This is a genomic window from Bacillus sp. AFS029637, assembly GCF_002584985.1.
Classification (GTDB): domain Bacteria; phylum Bacillota; class Bacilli; order Bacillales; family Bacillaceae_G; genus Bacillus_A.
In genome coordinates, this window is record NZ_NUPZ01000024.1 from 155,248 (window position 1) to 174,280 (window position 19,033).

17 protein-coding genes and 1 pseudogene are annotated in these 19,033 nt (G+C 35.9%); 13 read left to right on the forward strand and 5 right to left on the reverse strand.

Annotated features, from left to right (window positions below; translation table 11 throughout):
* Positions 1-16: 16 nt before the first annotated feature.
* From COE49_RS14135 to COE49_RS14150, 4 genes are all read left to right on the forward strand, one after another.
* Positions 17-2,209 (forward strand): MMPL family transporter, encoded by a 2,193-nt coding sequence (locus tag COE49_RS14135; protein ID WP_088231366.1) that lies wholly within the window; start codon positions 17-19, stop codon positions 2,207-2,209.
* A gap of 102 nt (positions 2,210-2,311) precedes the next feature.
* Complete coding sequence (locus COE49_RS14140; protein WP_088231365.1) at positions 2,312-2,728, forward strand: histidinol dehydrogenase; 417 nt, start codon at positions 2,312-2,314, stop codon at positions 2,726-2,728.
* Between the two features lie 98 nt (positions 2,729-2,826).
* Complete coding sequence (locus COE49_RS14145) at positions 2,827-3,750, forward strand: RluA family pseudouridine synthase (RefSeq protein ID WP_088231364.1); 924 nt, start codon at positions 2,827-2,829, stop codon at positions 3,748-3,750.
* A 91-nt stretch (positions 3,751-3,841) separates the two neighbouring features.
* Positions 3,842-4,447 carry a DUF1648 domain-containing protein gene (locus tag COE49_RS14150; protein ID WP_098252417.1) on the forward strand — a complete coding sequence of 202 codons (606 nt, stop codon included), beginning with the start codon at positions 3,842-3,844 and terminating at the stop codon, positions 4,445-4,447.
* 40 nt (positions 4,448-4,487) lie between these two features.
* Here the strand turns inward: COE49_RS14150 and COE49_RS14155 are convergent, their stop codons facing one another.
* The 4 genes and pseudogenes from COE49_RS14155 to COE49_RS14170 all read right to left on the reverse strand — a co-directional run bounded on the left by COE49_RS14155 (position 4,488) and on the right by COE49_RS14170 (position 9,744).
* A complete protein-coding gene (locus COE49_RS14155; protein ID WP_088231362.1) occupies positions 4,488-5,309 on the reverse strand; it encodes a CAP domain-containing protein in 822 nt (273 codons plus the stop codon).
* A 464-nt stretch (positions 5,310-5,773) separates the two neighbouring features.
* Positions 5,774-7,102: a (Fe-S)-binding protein gene (locus tag COE49_RS14160; RefSeq protein WP_088231361.1), complete on the reverse strand. Its 1,329-nt coding sequence runs from the start codon at positions 7,100-7,102 to the stop codon at positions 5,774-5,776.
* Positions 7,099-8,511, reverse strand: a complete 1,413-nt coding sequence (glcD, locus tag COE49_RS14165; protein ID WP_088231360.1) for a glycolate oxidase subunit GlcD — start codon at positions 8,509-8,511, stop codon at positions 7,099-7,101. Before glcD ends, COE49_RS14160 begins: the two co-directional genes overlap by 4 nt.
* Positions 8,512-8,628: 117 nt before the next feature.
* Positions 8,629-9,744: pseudogene (locus tag COE49_RS14170) on the reverse strand (CdaR family transcriptional regulator).
* A 136-nt stretch (positions 9,745-9,880) separates the two neighbouring features.
* Between COE49_RS14170 and COE49_RS14175 the strand changes: the two are divergent.
* The 9 genes from COE49_RS14175 to COE49_RS14215 all read left to right on the forward strand — a co-directional run bounded on the left by COE49_RS14175 (position 9,881) and on the right by COE49_RS14215 (position 18,016).
* Positions 9,881-10,849 carry a YncE family protein gene (locus COE49_RS14175; protein ID WP_088231358.1) on the forward strand — a complete coding sequence of 323 codons (969 nt, stop codon included), beginning with the start codon at positions 9,881-9,883 and terminating at the stop codon, positions 10,847-10,849.
* Positions 10,849-11,520, forward strand: coding sequence for a response regulator transcription factor (locus COE49_RS14180; RefSeq protein ID WP_088231357.1), 672 nt, complete (start codon positions 10,849-10,851; stop codon positions 11,518-11,520). The genes COE49_RS14175 and COE49_RS14180 overlap by 1 nt, the downstream gene beginning before the upstream one ends.
* Positions 11,521-11,523: 3 nt before the next feature.
* Complete coding sequence (locus COE49_RS14185; RefSeq protein ID WP_088231356.1) at positions 11,524-12,924, forward strand: sensor histidine kinase; 1,401 nt, start codon at positions 11,524-11,526, stop codon at positions 12,922-12,924.
* A 205-nt stretch (positions 12,925-13,129) separates the two neighbouring features.
* On the forward strand, positions 13,130-13,819 hold the full coding sequence (locus COE49_RS14190) for a FadR/GntR family transcriptional regulator (protein WP_255294748.1): 690 nt from the start codon (positions 13,130-13,132) through the stop codon (positions 13,817-13,819).
* Positions 13,820-13,986: 167 nt separating this feature from the next.
* Entirely contained in the window at positions 13,987-14,706 is a 720-nt protein-coding gene (locus tag COE49_RS14195) for a (Fe-S)-binding protein (RefSeq protein ID WP_088231354.1), read from the forward strand.
* A 16-nt stretch (positions 14,707-14,722) separates the two neighbouring features.
* Positions 14,723-16,144 (forward strand): LutB/LldF family L-lactate oxidation iron-sulfur protein, encoded by a 1,422-nt coding sequence (locus tag COE49_RS14200; RefSeq protein WP_088231353.1) that lies wholly within the window; start codon positions 14,723-14,725, stop codon positions 16,142-16,144.
* Positions 16,144-16,854 (forward strand): LutC/YkgG family protein, encoded by a 711-nt coding sequence (locus tag COE49_RS14205; RefSeq protein WP_088231352.1) that lies wholly within the window; start codon positions 16,144-16,146, stop codon positions 16,852-16,854. The genes COE49_RS14200 and COE49_RS14205 overlap by 1 nt, the downstream gene beginning before the upstream one ends.
* A 113-nt stretch (positions 16,855-16,967) precedes the next feature.
* A complete protein-coding gene (locus tag COE49_RS14210) occupies positions 16,968-17,690 on the forward strand; it encodes a prepilin peptidase (RefSeq protein ID WP_088231351.1) in 723 nt (240 codons plus the stop codon).
* 14 nt (positions 17,691-17,704) lie between these two features.
* Positions 17,705-18,016: a cyclic-phosphate processing receiver domain-containing protein gene (locus tag COE49_RS14215; protein WP_088231350.1), complete on the forward strand. Its 312-nt coding sequence runs from the start codon at positions 17,705-17,707 to the stop codon at positions 18,014-18,016.
* Between the two features lie 27 nt (positions 18,017-18,043).
* Here the strand turns inward: COE49_RS14215 and COE49_RS14220 are convergent, their stop codons facing one another.
* The gene (locus COE49_RS14220; RefSeq protein ID WP_088231349.1) at positions 18,044-18,895 is read right to left on the reverse strand and encodes a formate/nitrite transporter family protein; all 852 of its coding nucleotides are present in this window, start codon (positions 18,893-18,895) and stop codon (positions 18,044-18,046) included.
* Between the last annotated feature and the right edge of the window lie 138 nt (positions 18,896-19,033).

Sequence of the window (19,033 nt, forward strand, 5' to 3'; positions counted from 1 at the left end):
AAGTAGGTGAAAATGTGTGAAGACGAATGTACATAAAGTTGATAGGTGGGGGAAGTTAGGCTCTTTTTTATACCAGTTTCGTTATACGGTAATTGTAGCGTTATTATTACTCGCAGTAGCACTCGGTATTTTCGCTCCAAAGCTTCCAGGAGTGTTGGGCGGTGATGGTTTCCAAACAGAAGGGGACTATCAAAAAACGAAAGAAATTTTAGATAAAGATTTTAAGAGGTCCCAAGATACACTCCTACTCGTTTTTGAAAAAAATAAGGATGCTTCACATGAGGAATTCCAAAAGCAAATAGAGAAAATTGTAAAGAATATTCAAGAGAAAGAGACGTATGAATCTTTCCATCACCCAGTGCAAAATAAAGAAATGTTACAAGATGATATCGGTTATGCGACAATTTTATTTTCCGGGAAAACAAATAAAGAACGAATGGAACAGACATTACAATTCGCTGACAAAATTGAGAAGGAAAGTAATAGAGTGCTAAAAGTAACACCTACAGGGTTCCCTAAAATTAATCAAGAGATTAATGAAAGAACGCAAAATGATTTAAAGGTAGCAGAGATGATTGGCTTACCAATTGCGTTTCTTGTATTACTATTTTCATTTGGTAGCCTTTTGGCATCTATTTTACCAATTGTAAATGGGGCACTTAGTGTTATTAGTACGATGGGCATATTATACTTTATAGGTAGCGATAAAGAACTATCTATCTTTGTGTTAAATGTTGCACCGATGATCGGACTTGCGCTATCTATTGATTTTGCGCTATTATTTGTGAATCGCTTTCGAGAGGAAGTTGCAAAACGAACAGTAAAAGAAGCGATAGCAATTACATATCAGACAGCAGGTCGCGCTATCGTATTTTCGGGATTATGTGTATTTGTCGGATTATCTGGTTTGTTTTTCTTTAAGATAGATTATATTCAGTCTGTTGCTATTAGCGGAATGATTGTTGTGATTATGAGTATTTTATTTTCACTCACACTTCTTCCGGCGCTATTATCGTTAATTGGTAAACGAATATTAAAAAAGAATCAAGTAGCGCATACGCCGGCAAAGGCGTGGCGTACATTTGCACAATTTGTAATGAAACATCCAATCGCAATGATTATTGTTGTTACAACATTTATTGTGATTTGTTTATTGCCGTTACGTACTGCGAATTTGCAGTTCCCTGATGTGGAAGCTCTACCTAAACAGAGTGATACAAGGATTGCATATGAAAAGTATGAAGAAGCATTTAATAAAATTGTCAAAACACATGCGGATGTTACGTTAGTGGTAGAGACAAAAAAAGATATGAAAGAAAAAGAAAGTTTACAAAAGATAGAAGAAGTCGTTCAAAAGTTAAAAGATGATAAGAAAGTACATGAAGTAAGAAGTTTATACGACGGATTACCTGGAATGAAAGCAGAGCAAGTTGCTGGAATATTACAGTCGCCAGAAGCCGCGAAACTAGCTCCTGTATTTGAAGTGTACACGAAAGGAAATAAGACAACGATAGAAGTCTTTTTGAAAACAAAACCACGTACGGAAACTGCTAAACAGTGGGTTCGTGATTTTAAAAAGAATTATAAAGAAACAGATGTTACGTACTATCTAGGCGGAATGACGACGTTCCAACAAGAGTTGGAAGATGAAATTAAAGATAATGTGGTAATTGGTATGTCTGTTATATTTGGATCGACCTTTGTTATATTATTATTTGCATTTCGCTCTATACTCATTCCAGTTAAGGCTATTATTATGAATATACTTAGTTTAAGCGCAACAATTGGAATTGTTGTTTGGTTATTTGAAGGTGGGCATTTTGGTTTAGAAGCGAGTCCTGTTCTATTTGTATTACCAATCTTCATTTTCGGTCTCGTATTTGGGCTTAGTATGGATTATGAAGTATTTCTTATTTCACGTATTCATGAGATCTATGAAGAAACAGGAGATAATGATCAAGCAACGTTAGAAGGGCTCGTTTCAACGAGTAGAATTATAACATCAGCTGCTTTAATTATGATCGTTGTAACTGGTGCGTTTGCATTTACTGATATTTTACCAGTGAGGCAGATGGGGCTTGGGGTGGCATTAGCGATATTTCTTGATGCAACAATTATTCGACTTATGCTCGTACCAAGCTTGATGAAGTTGTTTGGAGACTGGAACTGGTGGCTACCATTTCGAAAAAAACGAGAAAAATCATCTTGAAAAATGCTCATCATATTGATGAGCGTTTTTTTATGAATAGCAAAGCCTACATTTTGCAAATAGTATGTGATAAGAACATTACATAATAAGTAGGTGAAGGCAATGTTTCGTTATTTTAAGTTTAAATTAAATGATACAGTACAGTTTGCTGAGAACGATGGGCATATGTATCGCATTGTCGGTTATCGGTTAGAAAAAGGATTTTATCCAAAAGATGAATGGACTCATATCATTTATGAACTGCTTAGAGAATTTGACGGGTACACGATGGATGCAGAAGAAGAGGAGCTTGTAAAGGTCATTCAAGTAGAGGATGAGTATTATAAAATACAAGAAGTATCAGGCTATCGTTATCCAGTAAAAATGAAGCAAAAACACCAAGTGATGAAAGTAGAAAAGATTGACGATTTATTAGATACGTATAACGACTATAAACGATTGGCGGATTTCTTTAAAGATTTATCGTATGAACAAAAAGCTGAAGAATTGTTGCAGGAAATGAAAAAGCTTAGAGCATGAGGGACAGTCTACTATAAGACTGTCCTCTGTTTTTAGCGGTGCATCAAAGTGTGTTTTCCGTTACAATGAGAGAATCAATAGAAATAAGGTGATACAATATGGAAACAAAGAAGAAGGGCGAATGGTGCGAAATGACTGTTCCAGCTACATGGAATGGTATAAGTATCGAATCGTTATTAAAAGTAGAATGGGAAATACCGAAAAAATTATTACATCAGCTTCGTATGGAAAAAGGAGTTACTGTTAACGGGGAACAGAGAAGATGGAATGAACCTTTAAAAGAGGGCGATAAATTGCAAGTTCATATGTTTATGGAGGAGGAGTACGGTGTAGAACCGGAATATGGTGAGTTACATGTAATATTTGAAGACGATCACGTACTCATCGTAAATAAACCAGAGCAAATGGATACGCATCCTGCTGAAAAAGGTGGAAAGGGAACACTTGCAAACCTTGTTGCGTTTCATTTTCAAATGCAAGGTTTAGAGACGAAAGTTCGTCATATTCATCGCTTAGATAAAGATACAACAGGTGGTGTTGTGTTTGCTAAGCATAGAATTGCTGGTGCGATTATGGATCGTTTATTAATGGAACGAAAAATTAAGAGAACGTATGCGGCGCTTGTTGAAGGGAAAGTAAAAAAGAAGCAGGGAACAATTGATGTAGCTATTGGAAGGGATCGACATCATGCTACGAGACGTCGAATTTCTCCAAAAGGGGATGAAGCTATAACTTACTATAAAGTAGAAAAATACTTTAAGAAGCAAGATGCAACATTCATCACGTTACAATTAGAAACAGGTAGAACGCATCAAATTCGTGTTCATATGAGCTATAATGGTAATCCGTTAGTAGGGGATGTATTATATGGTGGACAAACAAAATATATGTCAGCGCAAGCGTTACATGCAATGAAAATTAATTTCCTACATCCAATTACGAAAGAAGAGATAGAAGTTGATGTACCATTTCCTACAAAATTAAACAATACTCTGAAAGAATTTCAAAGAGTGAATGCGTAAAATGTAAATATCAATTTGAGAAAAGTAGATTTTTGCAGGAATTTCTCTAAAAGAAGCGAAGCCGTTAAGAGAAAAGAGAGGTGAGAATCACTTGGTCAAATATAAATATATACTAGGAATATGTTTCGCTTGTCTCTTAGTTACTCTATGTCTCTATCCATATTTACCAAACCGGATGGCAGTGCATTGGAATGAAAATGGCGGGCCGAACGAGTTTATGAGTAAACAAGTTGTAGTATTATTTATTCCTTGTCTTATTATTTTCTTACATGGATTCGTGTATATTATTTCACATAATATATATAAGTTTAATGAAAGAGAGCATTTTATTATAAGTGGGTTTATAAAGACGATTACTTTATTTATGTTGTTTATCCATATGCTCATTCTCTTTATTAATTTTGGAAGCATTATATCTTTTCAGACAGGATTAACGATTGGGATTAGTATGTTTCTTTTTATGCTTAGTAAAGAGTTTAAAAAGGTTAAGAGTACGGAGAAAGATCCAATCAAATTACAAAAGATTCGTTTAGTGAGTAGGCGGATTTTTCAAGTGATGGCATGTGGTATATTATTTTCATTGTTTTTGAACTTGAAGTGGGGATTTTATGTGTTACTTAGTGTAATAAGCTGTGGTTCTATTTTGTTTATGTTCTACATTTTATATTCCTACATAATAGAAAGTTACGAAACTTAAAAAAGAGTCTTCTTGTTATGAGAAGACTCTTTTAATCTATTTATTTCGTAATAAATTGTTGTGTCCAGTAGTTTCCATTTTCTACATAGCCAACACCAATGTGAGTGAAGCCACTATTTAAGATGTTTGCACGGTGTCCAGCGCTGTTCATCCAAGCTTGTACTACTTCTTCAGGTGTACGTTGACCTTGAGCGATGTTTTCACCTGCAGATGTATAAGAAATACCAAATTTCTTCATCATGTCAAACGGAGACCCGTATGTAGGGCTGTTATGATCAAAGTAGTTATTCTTTTGCATATCTTCAGATTTAATACGTGCTACTTTGCTTAATTCAGTATCGATTTTTAGTGCTGGTAAGCCTTGTTTTGTACGCTCAGCGTTTGTTAATTCAACAACGCGTTGTTCGAACTCACTTAAAGATTTTGCTTCTTCAGCAGGCTTTTCAGCAGGTTTTTGTGTTTCGTTTTGAGTGTTATTATTTTCAGCTGGTTTTGAAGCTTCTGGTTTTTGAACTTCTTCAGCAGGCTTTTGTTCAGCAGGTTTTTGCTCAACAGGCTTTTGAGTTTCTGGCTTAGCTGTTGGTTGCTCAGTTACAACATTTTCAGTAGGTTGTTGACCAGGAACGAAGCAGTTTGGTTGGAAGTTAGCTTGTTGCCATTGTGCTAATGATTCAACTCCCATAGATTGTAAGAATGCTTGTAATTCTTGTTGGCTCATTTGCTTCATCATCACTTTTGAATGCTGAATATTTTGAACATTTATGTTAGATGGTTGTACTGTTGCAGCTTGTGCATCTAAAGATGATACTCCTAGAGTAAGAGCTGTTGCAGCAGCTACAGATAATAAAACACGCTTTTTCATGATGTGTGTCCCCCTATATAAAGTTTTAATTTGTTTTCACACGATTTGTTTTGACAGCCTGTCTGACTGACAAATTCATCGTAGCATACAATTTGCGAGAAAAAAGATGGAAAAAAATTCATAGACTTAAAAATTACCTAATTTATCCTAAGTGAAGAAAAGGAAAGAAATAAGAGAAACGTAGAGTATAAAAGGAATTTTCAGCATCTGTATACGTTGTTTTAAGAGGGGGTTTTTGGATAAAGTTACCTAAATAGAAAATGAAGAATCCTATTGTATCAATGGTTTGAGCGGTTTTCTGAGGAATATAATGGATTGATTTTTACAAAACTGTAATGTTTCTGTTGTTCTTTTTTATAATAAAGTAACATATTTTTAATGTTGTAGCGGACAAAAAAGCGGCTATCTCTTTACATAGACGAAGGAGATAGCCGTTTTCTTATTATTACGTATGTTACGAGTTATTACGAGTTGGTTTCAATTGCTTCTAATAATAGATCTACAATGTGAATTCCTCTCATTTTATGAGAAAGCCCTTCGCGCTCAATACCTAATTTCATTTGTAATAAACAACCTGGATTTGCAGTAACAATGGTTGCTGCGTCTGTTTCATGCACACGGTCCATTTTGTAATCTAGAAATTCCATTGATAACTCTGAATGAACAATATTGTAAATACCAGCAGAACCACAGCAGCGATCCGCATCTTTCATTTCACGGTATGTTGCACCTTGGATGGCTTCTAGTAATATACGAGGTGCAGAAGATGTTCGCATAACATTGCGTAAGTGACAAGAGTCTTGATACGTAATAATTTGCGGCGTGAGTCGTAAGTCATTGCGTTTATGGAAATCTAATTCTACTAGTATAGCAGTAATATCTTTAATTTTAGAAACAAACTGCTTTGCACGTTCAGCCCACTTAGGATCGTCTTTTAAAAGATAGTCATAGTCTACGAGGTAAGCTCCGCAACCACCAGCATTCGTAATAATATAGTCGATTTTTAAATCTTCGAATGCTTTTATATTTCGTTTCGCTAATTCTTTCGCTCCACTCTTTTCACCAGCATGCCCATGTAATGCTCCGCAGCAGTTTTGTGTTTTCGGAATAACGACATCACAACCAGCTAACTGAAGAAGTTTCATCGTTGCGTTATTTGTTTCTAAAAACATTGTATCCATTAAACAGCCTGTGAAGAATGCAACTTGTTTTTTCTTTGTGCTTTCAGCAGGTAAAAATGTAGGGCGGTCTTTCATTGCTTTCATTTTAGGGACTTTTGGTAAAACTAAATCCATCGTTGCAAGTGTTTCAGGGAATAACTTCATAATACCTGTTTTATGTGTTAGCGTTTGTAAACCAGAACGCTGGTAAAATCCAATTAATCCTGTTAATGTTCTCATTCGATTTTGATGCGGGAATAGTCCTTCAAACACGACTTTACGTACAGCTCTTACTGGCACCGAGAACTTTTTATTTTGATTAATAATATCACGAGCTTCTTCTAATAAATGTCCATAGTTCACACCAGATGGACAAACAGGTTCGCAAGCACGACAGCCGAGGCAGACGTTTAATGTATTTTCAACATCTTCATCTGGCTCGATTAAACCATCAACGACTGCTTTCATTAGTGCGATACGTCCGCGTGGTGAATGTGATTCTTTATAACCTGATTGAATGTAAGTAGGGCAAGTCGGTAAACAGAAACCACATCGCATACAATTTAGTAGTTCATCTTCGCTTAATCGTTCTTTAAATTCCTTTTGAATGTTTTCTTTATTTAATGTGGTCATCGCTCAACCACCACTCTTTTACGAGAGTCTTTCGCGAACATTTTTCCTGGATTCATAATGTTGTTTGGATCGAAAGCTTGCTTTATACCTTGCATAGCTGCAATACCTTCTTTACCTAGTTTCATTTCTAAATAGGGAGCTTTCATTGCACCAACACCATGTTCACCAGTAATCGTGCCGCCAAGTTCAATTGCTTTCGCAAATATTTCAGCAAAAGCTTGTTCAGCTCGGTGCATTTCTTCTTCATTACGAGCATCTGTCATACAAGTTGGATGTAAATTACCATCACCAGCGTGTCCAAACGTACAAATAGGAATATTATATTTTTTTGCAATGGCATTAATAGCTTCAACCATCGGAGCGATTTGTGAACGTGGTACAGTTGCGTCTTCTAATATTGTAGTAGGTTTTAATCTAGCAAGCGCAGATAAAGCACTACGGCGAGCAGTACGAAGCGCATCTGCTTCCGCTTCATCTTTTGCAACGCGAACATCAACTGCGTTCATAGAGCGGCAAACGTTAGCCATGTTTTCGATATCTCGATTGACTACTTCGGGTGGACCGTCTTGTTCGATTAATAAAATTGCTTTTACATCGGTAGGTAAACCGATTTGCGCAAACTCTTCTACTACTTCAATTGTCGGTTGATCTAAAAATTCCAGTGTCGCTGGAATGATTTTATTTGCAATAATAGAAGAAACAGCACGTGCAGCTTCATTAATATCTTCATATAGTGCAAGCATTGTTTTCTTCGTTTCAGGCATAGGAACAAGTTTTAATATCGCTTCTGTTACTACACCAAGTGTTCCTTCAGAACCGATAAATAAACGAGTTAAATCGTAACCAGCTACATCTTTTGCTAATTTACCGCCAGTACGGATAATATCTCCATTTGGTAAGACAAGTTCAAGTCCCATTACATAATCACGTGTTACGCCATATTTTAATCCGCGCAATCCACCTGAGTTTTCATTAATATTACCGCCGATTGTAGAAATCTTCATCGAACTTGGATCTGGCGGATAAAATAACCCTTTTTTCTCAACTGCTTTAATAATATCAAGTGTAATAACACCCGCTTGTACAGTAATTGTTAAATTTTCTTCATCAATTTCTAAAATGTTGTTCATATGGCGGAAAATAAGGACGATACCGCCTTCAAGTGGACATGTTCCTGCGCAAAGGTTTGTTCCAGACCCGCGAACATATACAGGAATTTTGTGAGTGTTACACACTTTTAACACTTCAGCTACTTCATTTGTATTACGAGGAGCAATGACTGCATCAGGCATTGCTTGGAAGTTTGGAGTGGCATCATAACTATAAGTTAAACGCCCCATATTGGATGTATCTACATTATCTTCGCCAACAATGGATACGAATGAATCAATAATTTGCTTTTCTAACATTGGAAATCCCCCTCAAACTGTTAACGTGTTTAGTTATAATAAAAAACGTTGTAACAGTGCTTTCATTATAATGATAAAAAAATCGGGGGATTCTTTCTATGTGTAATCATCTAAAGATTAATCTGTTTTGTCGTTCTTTTTTGTATGATTATCTAACAAGAGGAGTGCGAAGTATAAAACATTTAAATCTTTGAATTGTTTTGGATCAAGTCCTGTATATTCCTCAATCTTTTTTAGTCTGTAATGCAATGTGTTAATGTGTATATGTAATTGCTTAGCTGTCTGTTTATAAGATTGGTTATAATCGATAAATAAACGTAAAGTTTGCATAAGCTCAAGAGATGATACTAAGTTTTCAATGGTACGCTCTAGAAACTGTTCCCGCGTTTCAGTAGAAATATCTTGTAAGCACATTTCTAAACGTAAATCTTCATTAAATACAATTTTTTTCGTTTCAAGTGATACAGAAAGAGCTCGCAATGCTTGTTCGTATGATATGTTCATACTGCTTGGAGTAACGGTTTGTCCAATCCCGATATATAAAGGAATAGAAAATAAAGTTTCACAATCCTGTTTTAACCGTTTTAAAAATTGGTAAGTTTGCTCTTTGGAACGCATTGCTGTGAATAAAATGAATCGATCATTTCCCCAGCGAACAAATAGATGTTCCGTTGTTAATATATTGCGTATATGCTGCCAAATTTTACGCTAAAGCATCGTGTCATTTTGATCGATAGAGAACAAAATAAGCTGTTTCTTCTTATATAAATCAATGCCAAGTGTTTTTGCACGATCGAGAAAACTAGGAGACCAGTCTGTATTTTGAAGCCAATCAAAGACAAATGCTTCATACGAACGGTGCTCAAGTTCCAGCTGTTCTAAAAAGTAGTTTTCGTGAATTAATAGTTCGGTCATCTTACGTAATATTTCGCCGTACTGTGAAATGTTTTCAGGTTCTCCTGTAATGCCGATGACACCAATTACTTCGTCATGGAATAGTAGCGGAAGATTCATCCCAGCTTTTACACCTTGCAGTCGCCGTTCATCTTCTTTTGTAATGATGACAGTTTTTTTTTGTTTCGCGCAGCGGAGTGCACCTTCATGAAATTGACCAATTCTTTCTGCATCTGTACTTGCGATAATAACACCTTGTATATTAATGATAATAATATTTTCTGTAATTAGTCTGCGTACTTCTCGTACAATTTTATTCGCTAAATCAGGAAAAAGCATAATTGACACACCTCAAATTTTATTTGTTGTACATTATATATGTAAATGGAGTAAGAAAGGGAAATTTCACACTTTCCACACATTTATTTGGTATTTTACAATTATAACGAAATCATCTGAAGATGGAGGGAATCTTTTGAGAAAGTATGTTTTTCTTCTCTGTTTTTTATTTCTATTAGTAGGGTGTCAAGGAAGTCCATATACACCGATTGCTAATGATAAAAATGTTATTATAACTACGAATATAAAAGAAGGTAGTATTAGTTTTATTGATAAACAAACTAAAAAACTAATTACGACATGGGAACTAAATGAGCCGATGGCAGGAATTGCACTACTTCCAAACGGTGAGGACATACTTGTATACGGCAAGCAATTAGAGTACATGTATGTATATTCACTAACGGAAGGAAGGCAAGTGGAAAAATATAAAACTGGAAAAGGCATTGTAAATGTAGTCGTATCAGAAGATAAAAAGCAATTATTCGCTGCCGATCAAACTGCTCAAAAGGTAAGGTTCTTTACGATAAAAGGGAAAGAGACAGGGAGCGTGTCAACTGGAAAAGGGCCAATAACGATGGTAGAGCATCATAACCAGTTATCTGTATTAAACTTTTATGATACGAAATTAACGACAATTGATACAAAGACAAAAGAGGTTATACAATCCTTTATGATTCCACCAGCATCAACAGGAGCGACGGTTAGTCCTGATGGGAAAGAAATATGGATTGGCGGACATGGTGATGGAAATCAAGTGAATGAGAAAGTATTAGTGTATTCATTACAGAGCGGAGAAATGGTACGTTCTTTACACGCTCCATTTATGCCCGTGAACATAACGAATGATAATAAGTACGTCTATGCATTAAGTCACGGTTCGAATACACTTCGAAAGTTTGATGTTAGCACGTATAAAGAGGTAGCTTCTGTAGAAGTAGGATCGAACCCATTTGCATTTTTAAAAAGCGGGGCAGAAGGATACGTAGCAAGTTATGATAGTGATGAAGTGTGCGTCATCGATATGAAGAATTTAAAAATAAAACAAACAATTAAAGTCGGAAAAGGACCGTTTCAACTCATAGAGAGAGAAGGGGAAGGGTAATGAGTAAATATAGAGTGCTAGTTGTAGATGATGAAAGTGATATGAGACAACTTGTAGGAATGTACTTAGATAACTTCGGATACGAATGGGGAGAAGCCGAAAATGGAAAAGAGGCTCTGAAAAAATTAGAGTCGGATCACTATGATTTCGTTGTGCTAGATATTATGATGCCTGAAATGGATGGACTGTCAGTTTGTAAAGAAATTAGAAAAACGTCAGATGTGCCGATTATATTTTTAACGGCAAAAGGTGAAGAGTGGAATAGGGTGAACGGTTTACGTATGGGAGCAGATGATTATATTGTAAAGCCGTTTAGTCCTGGTGAGTTGATTGCTCGTATGGAAGCTGTGTTAAGACGATATACAAAGCAAGAACAGCAAGAGGAGATTCAGTTTGGACCAATCTTTATTAATGAAAAAAGTAGACGAATTGAGACGGATGGACAAGTAGTATCACTTACGGTTAAAGAGTTTGATTTACTATATTTCCTTTGCCAACATAATGGACAAGTATTTAGTCGGGAACAATTGCTTGAAAAGGTGTGGGGATATGATTATGCAGGAAGTACAAGAACGGTAGATACGCATGTGAAAACGATGCGTCTAAAGCTCGGAGAAAGTGGAAACTACATTCAAACTGTTTGGGGTGTAGGTTATAAATTTGAGGTGTAACGTATGTTTACGATGGTACAAAAGCTTTGGCTTACAGTAGTATGTGCAGTATGTGTAACAGTTTCCTTTCTTTATTTTGTATCTTTATACTCATATGAAAAGCTATACGTGGACAATTTAAAAGATTCATTAGTAGTGGAAGGGAAGCGTCTTGCTACGCAATATGATAAACATGAAGGAGTAGCCACTTTCGAAGAGAAAGTAAGAGCATACGATCAAATATCTAGTTCAGATGTTCTTTTCGTGTACAATCCGCGTGATTTAAGCGCATGTTTGCCTTTTGATGTTCACCATCATTCTCTTATAAGTGAAGGGGATAGACAGTCGCTATTAGATGGAAAAACTGTGACAAAGATAGGGTATGAAGAACATTTTGATCGCAATATTATGGGTGTTGTCATTCCGGTTTTAGATAATAAAAAATTAGTTGGTATTGTATACTCTTATATTCCTTTAAAAAGTATAAAAGATTTAATATTTGATATGGGTCTTATTTTAGCGCCGTTAGCACTTGCTATGATTTTAATTACAATATGGATTGGTAGAAAAATTATTATTGCTATTACAAGACCGCTTTCGCAAATGGAACGAGTTGCAAATCATCTGGCTACAGGAGATTTCTCAGAGCGAATTACAATTTCTTCAGAAGATGAAATTGGACGATTGGGAAAAGCGTTTAATAAAATGGCGAATTCTTTGGAAACAGAAGACGTAAAGCGTAAGGAATTTTTAGCGAATGTTTCGCATGAACTTAGAACGCCACTTAGTTATATTAAAGGATATAGTGAAGCTATTTTAGACGGTGTAGCAAAGGGGCCGCAGCAGGAAAAAGTAACGCAACTCATCCATAAAGAAGCAGATCGCATGCAGCGCCTCGTTCATGATTTATTAGATTTAGCGCAGCTAGAAGGTGAACATTTTCCGTTAAAGAAGCAACCTATCGTTTTTTCACAACTTATTGAGGATGTATTAGATACGTATGAGATTAAGTTTATAGAAAAGGAAATTCGTATTTCAACAAATTTAAATCCAGAGATCATTGTAATGATTGATGAGGATCGTATGCAACAAGTACTTCATAACGTGTTAGATAATGCGATACGGTATACCGATCAAAACGGGGATATTATAATAACTTTAGAGAAAATAGACGGTTATTGTGAATTGAAAATAAAAGATACAGGAATAGGTATTGATATAGAACATTTAGAAAATCTTGGTGAACGTTTTTACCGAGTTGATAAAGCGAGAAGTCGCCAACATGGCGGAACTGGTTTAGGACTTGCTATTGTAAGGCAAATTGTTCATATACATGATGGACAGTGGAGCATTGAAAGTGAAAAAGGGAATGGAACGACAGTTAGTATAAAATTAAAGACACAAGATGAGGGAGGCATGTTCTAATGTAAAAGGACATGCTTTTTAATAAATATAAATTAATATTAAATAAATATTAAAAATTTGACTATTTTATGAACAAAACATTTGTACTTCTTACCAATTCGTTCTAAAATAGTTATGATGCAAAGTTTTTATAAATCGTTTCAATTGTTGTTTGGAAGATACTGAGGTGATTTAACTGGAGTACAAATCTATTAAACCGAAAAAAATTTACGAAGAAGTATCTGAAGCTATTTTAACAATGATTAAAAATGGTACATTAAAACCTGGTGACAAACTACTTCCTGTGCATCAATTAGCTGAGCAGTTTCAAGTTGGCAGATCTGCTGTTCGTGAAGCGCTAAGTGCGCTAAGAGCGATGGGCTTAATTGAAATGAAACAAGGAGAAGGTACATATGTGAAGAATTTCGATTCTTCTTCATTAACAAAATCATTAAACAATAGATTATTAATGAAGAAAGAAGATATTTTGAATTTATTAGAAGTACGAAAGGTGCTTGAAGTGGGGGCAGTTCGAGCAGCGGCGGCAAAACGTACGGAAGATAACTTGAAAAATATGAAGCATTGGTTAGATGAAATGGCAAAGAGCATTGGAGATGAAAAGGCTGGTGAAAAAGCAGATTTTCAGTTCCATATGGGAATTGCGGAGTCTTCGCATAATAACATTTTGCTTGAACTCATGAATCATGTTTCAGAGATGATTGCTGAAACGATTGGTGAATCAAGACGCATTATTTTATATGGTGAACAAACAACATCAGAACGACTTATAGAAGAGCATCAAGTTATATATGATGCGGTGTTAAAGCAAGATGTAGAATTAGCGCAGCAAGCAATGCTAGATCATTTAACAAATGTAGAACATATTGTCACAGGTAAAACAGATAAAAATTCGTAATTTAATCTTTTAAAAATCTAATTTTCTGATAAAATAGAGAGAGATTAAGTAAGCGTTTTCTTTAGAAGAGGGAGGGGATAGGCCATGGTTGAGCCTATTTCTTCTTTCTTAGTCATCTGATGACCATACGTTTGTTGGTGGAGTTGTAAAAAGGGGGAGTAAGAATTATGAAAGTTACTTTATTTGTTACTTGTTTAGTCGATATGTTTGAAACAAACGTCGGCAAAGCAACAGTTGAAGTGTTGGAGCGTTTAGGTTGTGAAATTGAATTTCCAGAAGCACAAGTTTGTTGTGGTCAGCCTGCTTATAATAGCGGCCATATAGAAGCAGCAAAAGAAGCGATGAAGCATATGATTGAAACTTTTGAAAACGCGGAATATATCGTTACGCCATCTGGTTCTTGTGCGACAATGTTTCATGAGTATCCGCATGTTTTTAAAGATGATCCGAAGTGGGCTAAACGTGCACAAAAAGTTGCTGATAAAACATATGAATTTACACAATTTATTGTAGATGTTTTAAAAGTTACAGATGTTGGTGCAAGTTTACCAGGAATAGCTACTATTCATAAATCTTGTCATATGACACGTATGCTTGGAGTAAAAGAAGCGCCAGGAATTTTATTATCAAACGTAAAAGGATTAACTGTGAGAGATCTGCCAAACGTACAAAATTGTTGTGGGTTTGGGGGAACGTTTTCAGTTAAAATGACTCCAATTTCTGAGCAAATGGTAGATGAAAAAGTAGATAGCGTAATGGAAACAGGTGCTGATTATTTAATCGGTGCAGATTGTGGGTGTTTGTTAAACATTGGCGGACGTATTGAACGTTTAGGAAAAGAAGTAAAAGTAATGCATATTGCTGAGGTACTGAATAGTCGCTCATGAAGGGGGAACATAAGCTATGTCTATGAAAATCAGTGAGAAAAAATTTAATGATCGCGTAGGCGATGGAATTCAAGATTCGTTTATGCGCGGTGCGGTATCGTCTGCACAAACACGTTTATATACGAATCGATTAAAAGCAGCGGACGAATTAGGAAACTGGGAAGAGTGGCGTGAACTAGGTGAACAAATTCGTCAACACACGTTAGAAAATCTTGATTATTACTTAACGCAGTTAAGTGATAATGTAGCAAAAAGAGGCGGACACGTGTACTTTGCGAAAACGAAAGAGGAAGCAGCAAAGTATATTCAAGACGTTGCGAAAAAGAAGCAAGCGAAAAAAGTAGTGAAATCAAAGTCGATGGTAACTGAAGAAATTAGTATGAACCACGCACTTGAAGAGGTTGGTTGTGAAGTGTTAGAAAGTGACTTAGGAGAGTATATTCTGCAAGTAGATAACGATCCACCTTCACATATTATTGCGCCTGCACTTCATAAAAATAGAACGCAAATTCGTGATGTATTTAAAGAAAAGCTTGGCTATGAAAATTCTGATGATCCATACGAAATGACAAAGTTTGTTCGTAAACAACTTCGTGAAAAATTTATGGATGCAGAAATTGGTGTAACAGGTTGTAACTTCGCTGTTGCAAATACTGGTTCTCTTTGTTTAGTAACGAATGAAGGGAATGCGGATCTTGTTATGTCGATTCCAAAAACGCAAATTGCAGTAATGGGTATGGAACGTATGGTTCCAACAATGGAAGAACTAGATGTTTTAGTTGGTTTACTATGCCGTAGTGCGGTAGGGCAAAAGTTAACTAGTTATGTAACAGTAGCAGGACCAATTCAAGAAGAGGAAGTTGACGGACCAGAAGAATTCCATTTAGTTGTTGTTGATAATGGCCGTTCTCAAATTCTTGGATCGGAGTTCCGTTCAGTATTGCAATGTATTCGTTGTGCAGCTTGTGTTAACGTATGTCCTGTATATCGTCACGTTGGTGGACATTCATATGGTTCGATTTATTCAGGACCGATCGGTGCGGTATTAACACCACTTTTAGGTGGATATGATGATTACAAAGAGCTTCCTTATGCATCTAGTTTATGCGGAGCATGTACAGAAGCTTGTCCAGTAAAGATTCCGTTACATGATTTATTGTTAAAACATCGTCAAGTAATCGTTGAACAAGAAGGACGTGCGCCACTAGCAGAGAAATTAGCAATGAAAATGTTTAGTATGGGTGCTTCTTCAGCTGCCTTATATAAAATGGGATCGAAAATAGCTCCGGCAGCAATGAGTCCATTTACATCTGGTAACCGTGTATCAAAAGGTGTTGGACCACTTAAAAACTGGACGGATATTCGTGAATTCCCAGCGCCAAGTAAAGAACGGTTCCGTGATTGGTATAAAGATCATAAGAAAGGCGGCGATCAATAATGACAGGATTAATTCAAAACCGTGATTCCTTTCTAGATAACATTGCAAAAGAACTTGGGCGAGAACGTAAGACAGAAGGTGTTGAGCGTCCAGTATGGAAAAATAATGTGAATGTAGAAACGTTAAAAGATTATTCACAAGAAGAATTGTTAGAAGTATTTAAAAAGCAATGTACAAACATTCATACAACTGTAGTGGAAACGACAAATGATCGTTTACGTGAAGAAATTCAAAAAGTAATCATGGAAAACGGCGGCGGACCTATTATGCTATCAGCCGATGACCGTTTTGATGCATATGGTTTAACATCTTTATTTAAAGAAGAACTGCCAAAGCATGATATTGAAGTAAATGTATGGGATCCAGAGAGAAAAGAAGAAAATATGCGTTTAGCTGAACGGGCGAATATTGGTATTGCATTTAGTGATTATACATTAGCTGAATCCGGTACAATTGTTGTACAAAGTCATAAAGGGCAAGGACGTTCTTTACACTTTTTACCGACTGTATATTTTGCTATTATTCCACGTGAAACACTTGTGCCTCGTATTACGCAAGCAGTTCAGCATATGAACGCCCGTGTAGAAAAGGGCGAAGAGGTAGCATCTTGTATTAACTTTATTACGGGACCTAGTAACTCGGCTGATATTGAAATGAATCTTGTTGTCGGAGTACACGGACCATTAAAAGCAGTATATTTCATCGTATAAAATAGGGGAAAGCAGGCCAGAAAATGGCCTGCTTTTTTAGTAGAATAAAGGATAATATGAAGTAGAAGTTCTCTCCTTTTTTTGCTATGTTCTTTTGGAAAGGAGAGGAAGGGATGTTCACTTATGTATATGCATTGTTAGTGGGTATGGTGTTTGGTTCTTTTTTTATGGTAATCGCAATGAGGATTCCTGTAGGGGAATCTATTATTACACCGCGTTCGCATTGTCACTACTGCAAGTATACGTTACAGCCAAAAGAATTGATTCCAATCATTTCATTTTGTATGCAGAAAGGGCGTTGTACGAATTGTAAAAGAAAAATCTCAAGTTTGTACATAGCATTTGAATTTATTACAGGGAGTTTGTTTGTTCTTACTGTATATGTAATTGGAATAGAACGAGAGCTTATTCCTATTTTATCGCTCTTTTCTTTACTTCTCATTATTACGGTTACAGATGCAGTATATATGTTAATACCTAATCGTATTTTAATTTGGTTTGCCTTTTTGCTTACTTTAGAATGTATTTTTGTACCGTTAGTTACTTGGATAGATAGTATAGCAGGCAGTGGGATTATTTTTATTCTGTTATATTGTGTGCGAAGGATTTATCCAAAGGGTCTTGGCGGAGGGGATGTGAAATTACTTTCGTTACTTGGGTTTGTAGTAGGAGTGAAAGGGAGTTTTATGATTTTACTTTTATCATCTTGCTTTAGTCTTTGTTTTTTCGGGATTGGTATAGCATTAAAACGTATTAAAATAAGAACCCAAATTCCATTTGGACCTTTTATTAGCCTTGGGGCAATATGTTATGTATTGATCGCATATTCAAAGTAGAGAGGAAATAGAAAATGAATGTGTATATGGATGATCAAAGAATTTGTCTGTTCGGATATGTGCTAGCAACTACAGTAGAATGTGCCTTGCAAATGGTTCGGGATTATGATGTGAATATTCTTTCTCTTGATTTTAATATGGGATGGAGACAAAGTAATGGGCTTGATTTCGTAGATGCTTTTTGTGAAGAGCGATTATATGTTAAGGAAATTCACTTGCATACAAATGATGTCATTGGTATGCATAAAATGAAGCGAAGAATAGAAAGAGGGAAAGAGCAAGGAGAGATTGATCCTCATATTGTCGTTAAATATGTAGGGAGCTAAAAACTCCAAAGTGATACTTTGGAGTTTTTAATGTTTCATATGTGCTTGTAAAGGAATGATTTCCTCTGTTTGAGCTACTGCTAATTCAGTTTCTTCCTGTTTAACAGTAGGTGCTTTCTTTGTTAAGTAATGATAAACCATACCGACAAATACGGATCCGCCAATAATGTTACCGATTGTAACTGGAATTAAGTTATGAATAGCACCCGCAAAAGTAATTGTATCAGGATGTGGTGAAACTAAAGATAAGGCAAACAGAGATAAGTTTGCAATGCTATGCTCATAGCCAGACAAGAAGAATGTGAAAACGAGCATCATTATCATCAATATTTTTGCTGTATCGCCTTTTACTTGAGAAGGTAAGAAGCAGGCAAGACATACGAGCCAGTTACATAAAATCGCTTTAAAGAATAATTGCATTGTAGGTGTGTTCATTTTTCCTTCAACGACTGTATTCATTAAATGACCGTGATCGATTGCTCCAAAAATGCCAGTTGCGTAAAATAGTAAGGCAAAGAATAAAGCGCCAGCTAAGTTACCTGCATAACAAGCACCCCAGTTACGAAGTGTATCAGAAATCGTTGTTTCTTTTCGTAAAGTTGCCACTGTGAAATACATTGTATTTCCAGTAAATAATTCAGCACCGCCATATATAATAAGTACGAGAGCAATTCCGAAAAACATGGACTCAGCTAAATAGGTTGCTGGTGAATCTGCAATGTGAAAAAAGTTACCTAATTTAAAACATAGTACAATAACAAAACCGATATAAACGCCAGCAAGTGCAGCACGGATGAAATATTGCATTGGATTTGTATCTAGCATCTGCTTCTTGCTCTTAGCCAGTTTGACAACATAATCTAATCCTTGTTCTAGCATGAATAATACGCTCCTTTAATACATCGTCTCTAAATACTCTTTATATGAATAAAGTACATGGATTTGTTCTCGTTTTCAATAAGTTTGTTCAATATTTCACAAAAAGGACATACATACAGAAGGGAAGCGTTTACAAAA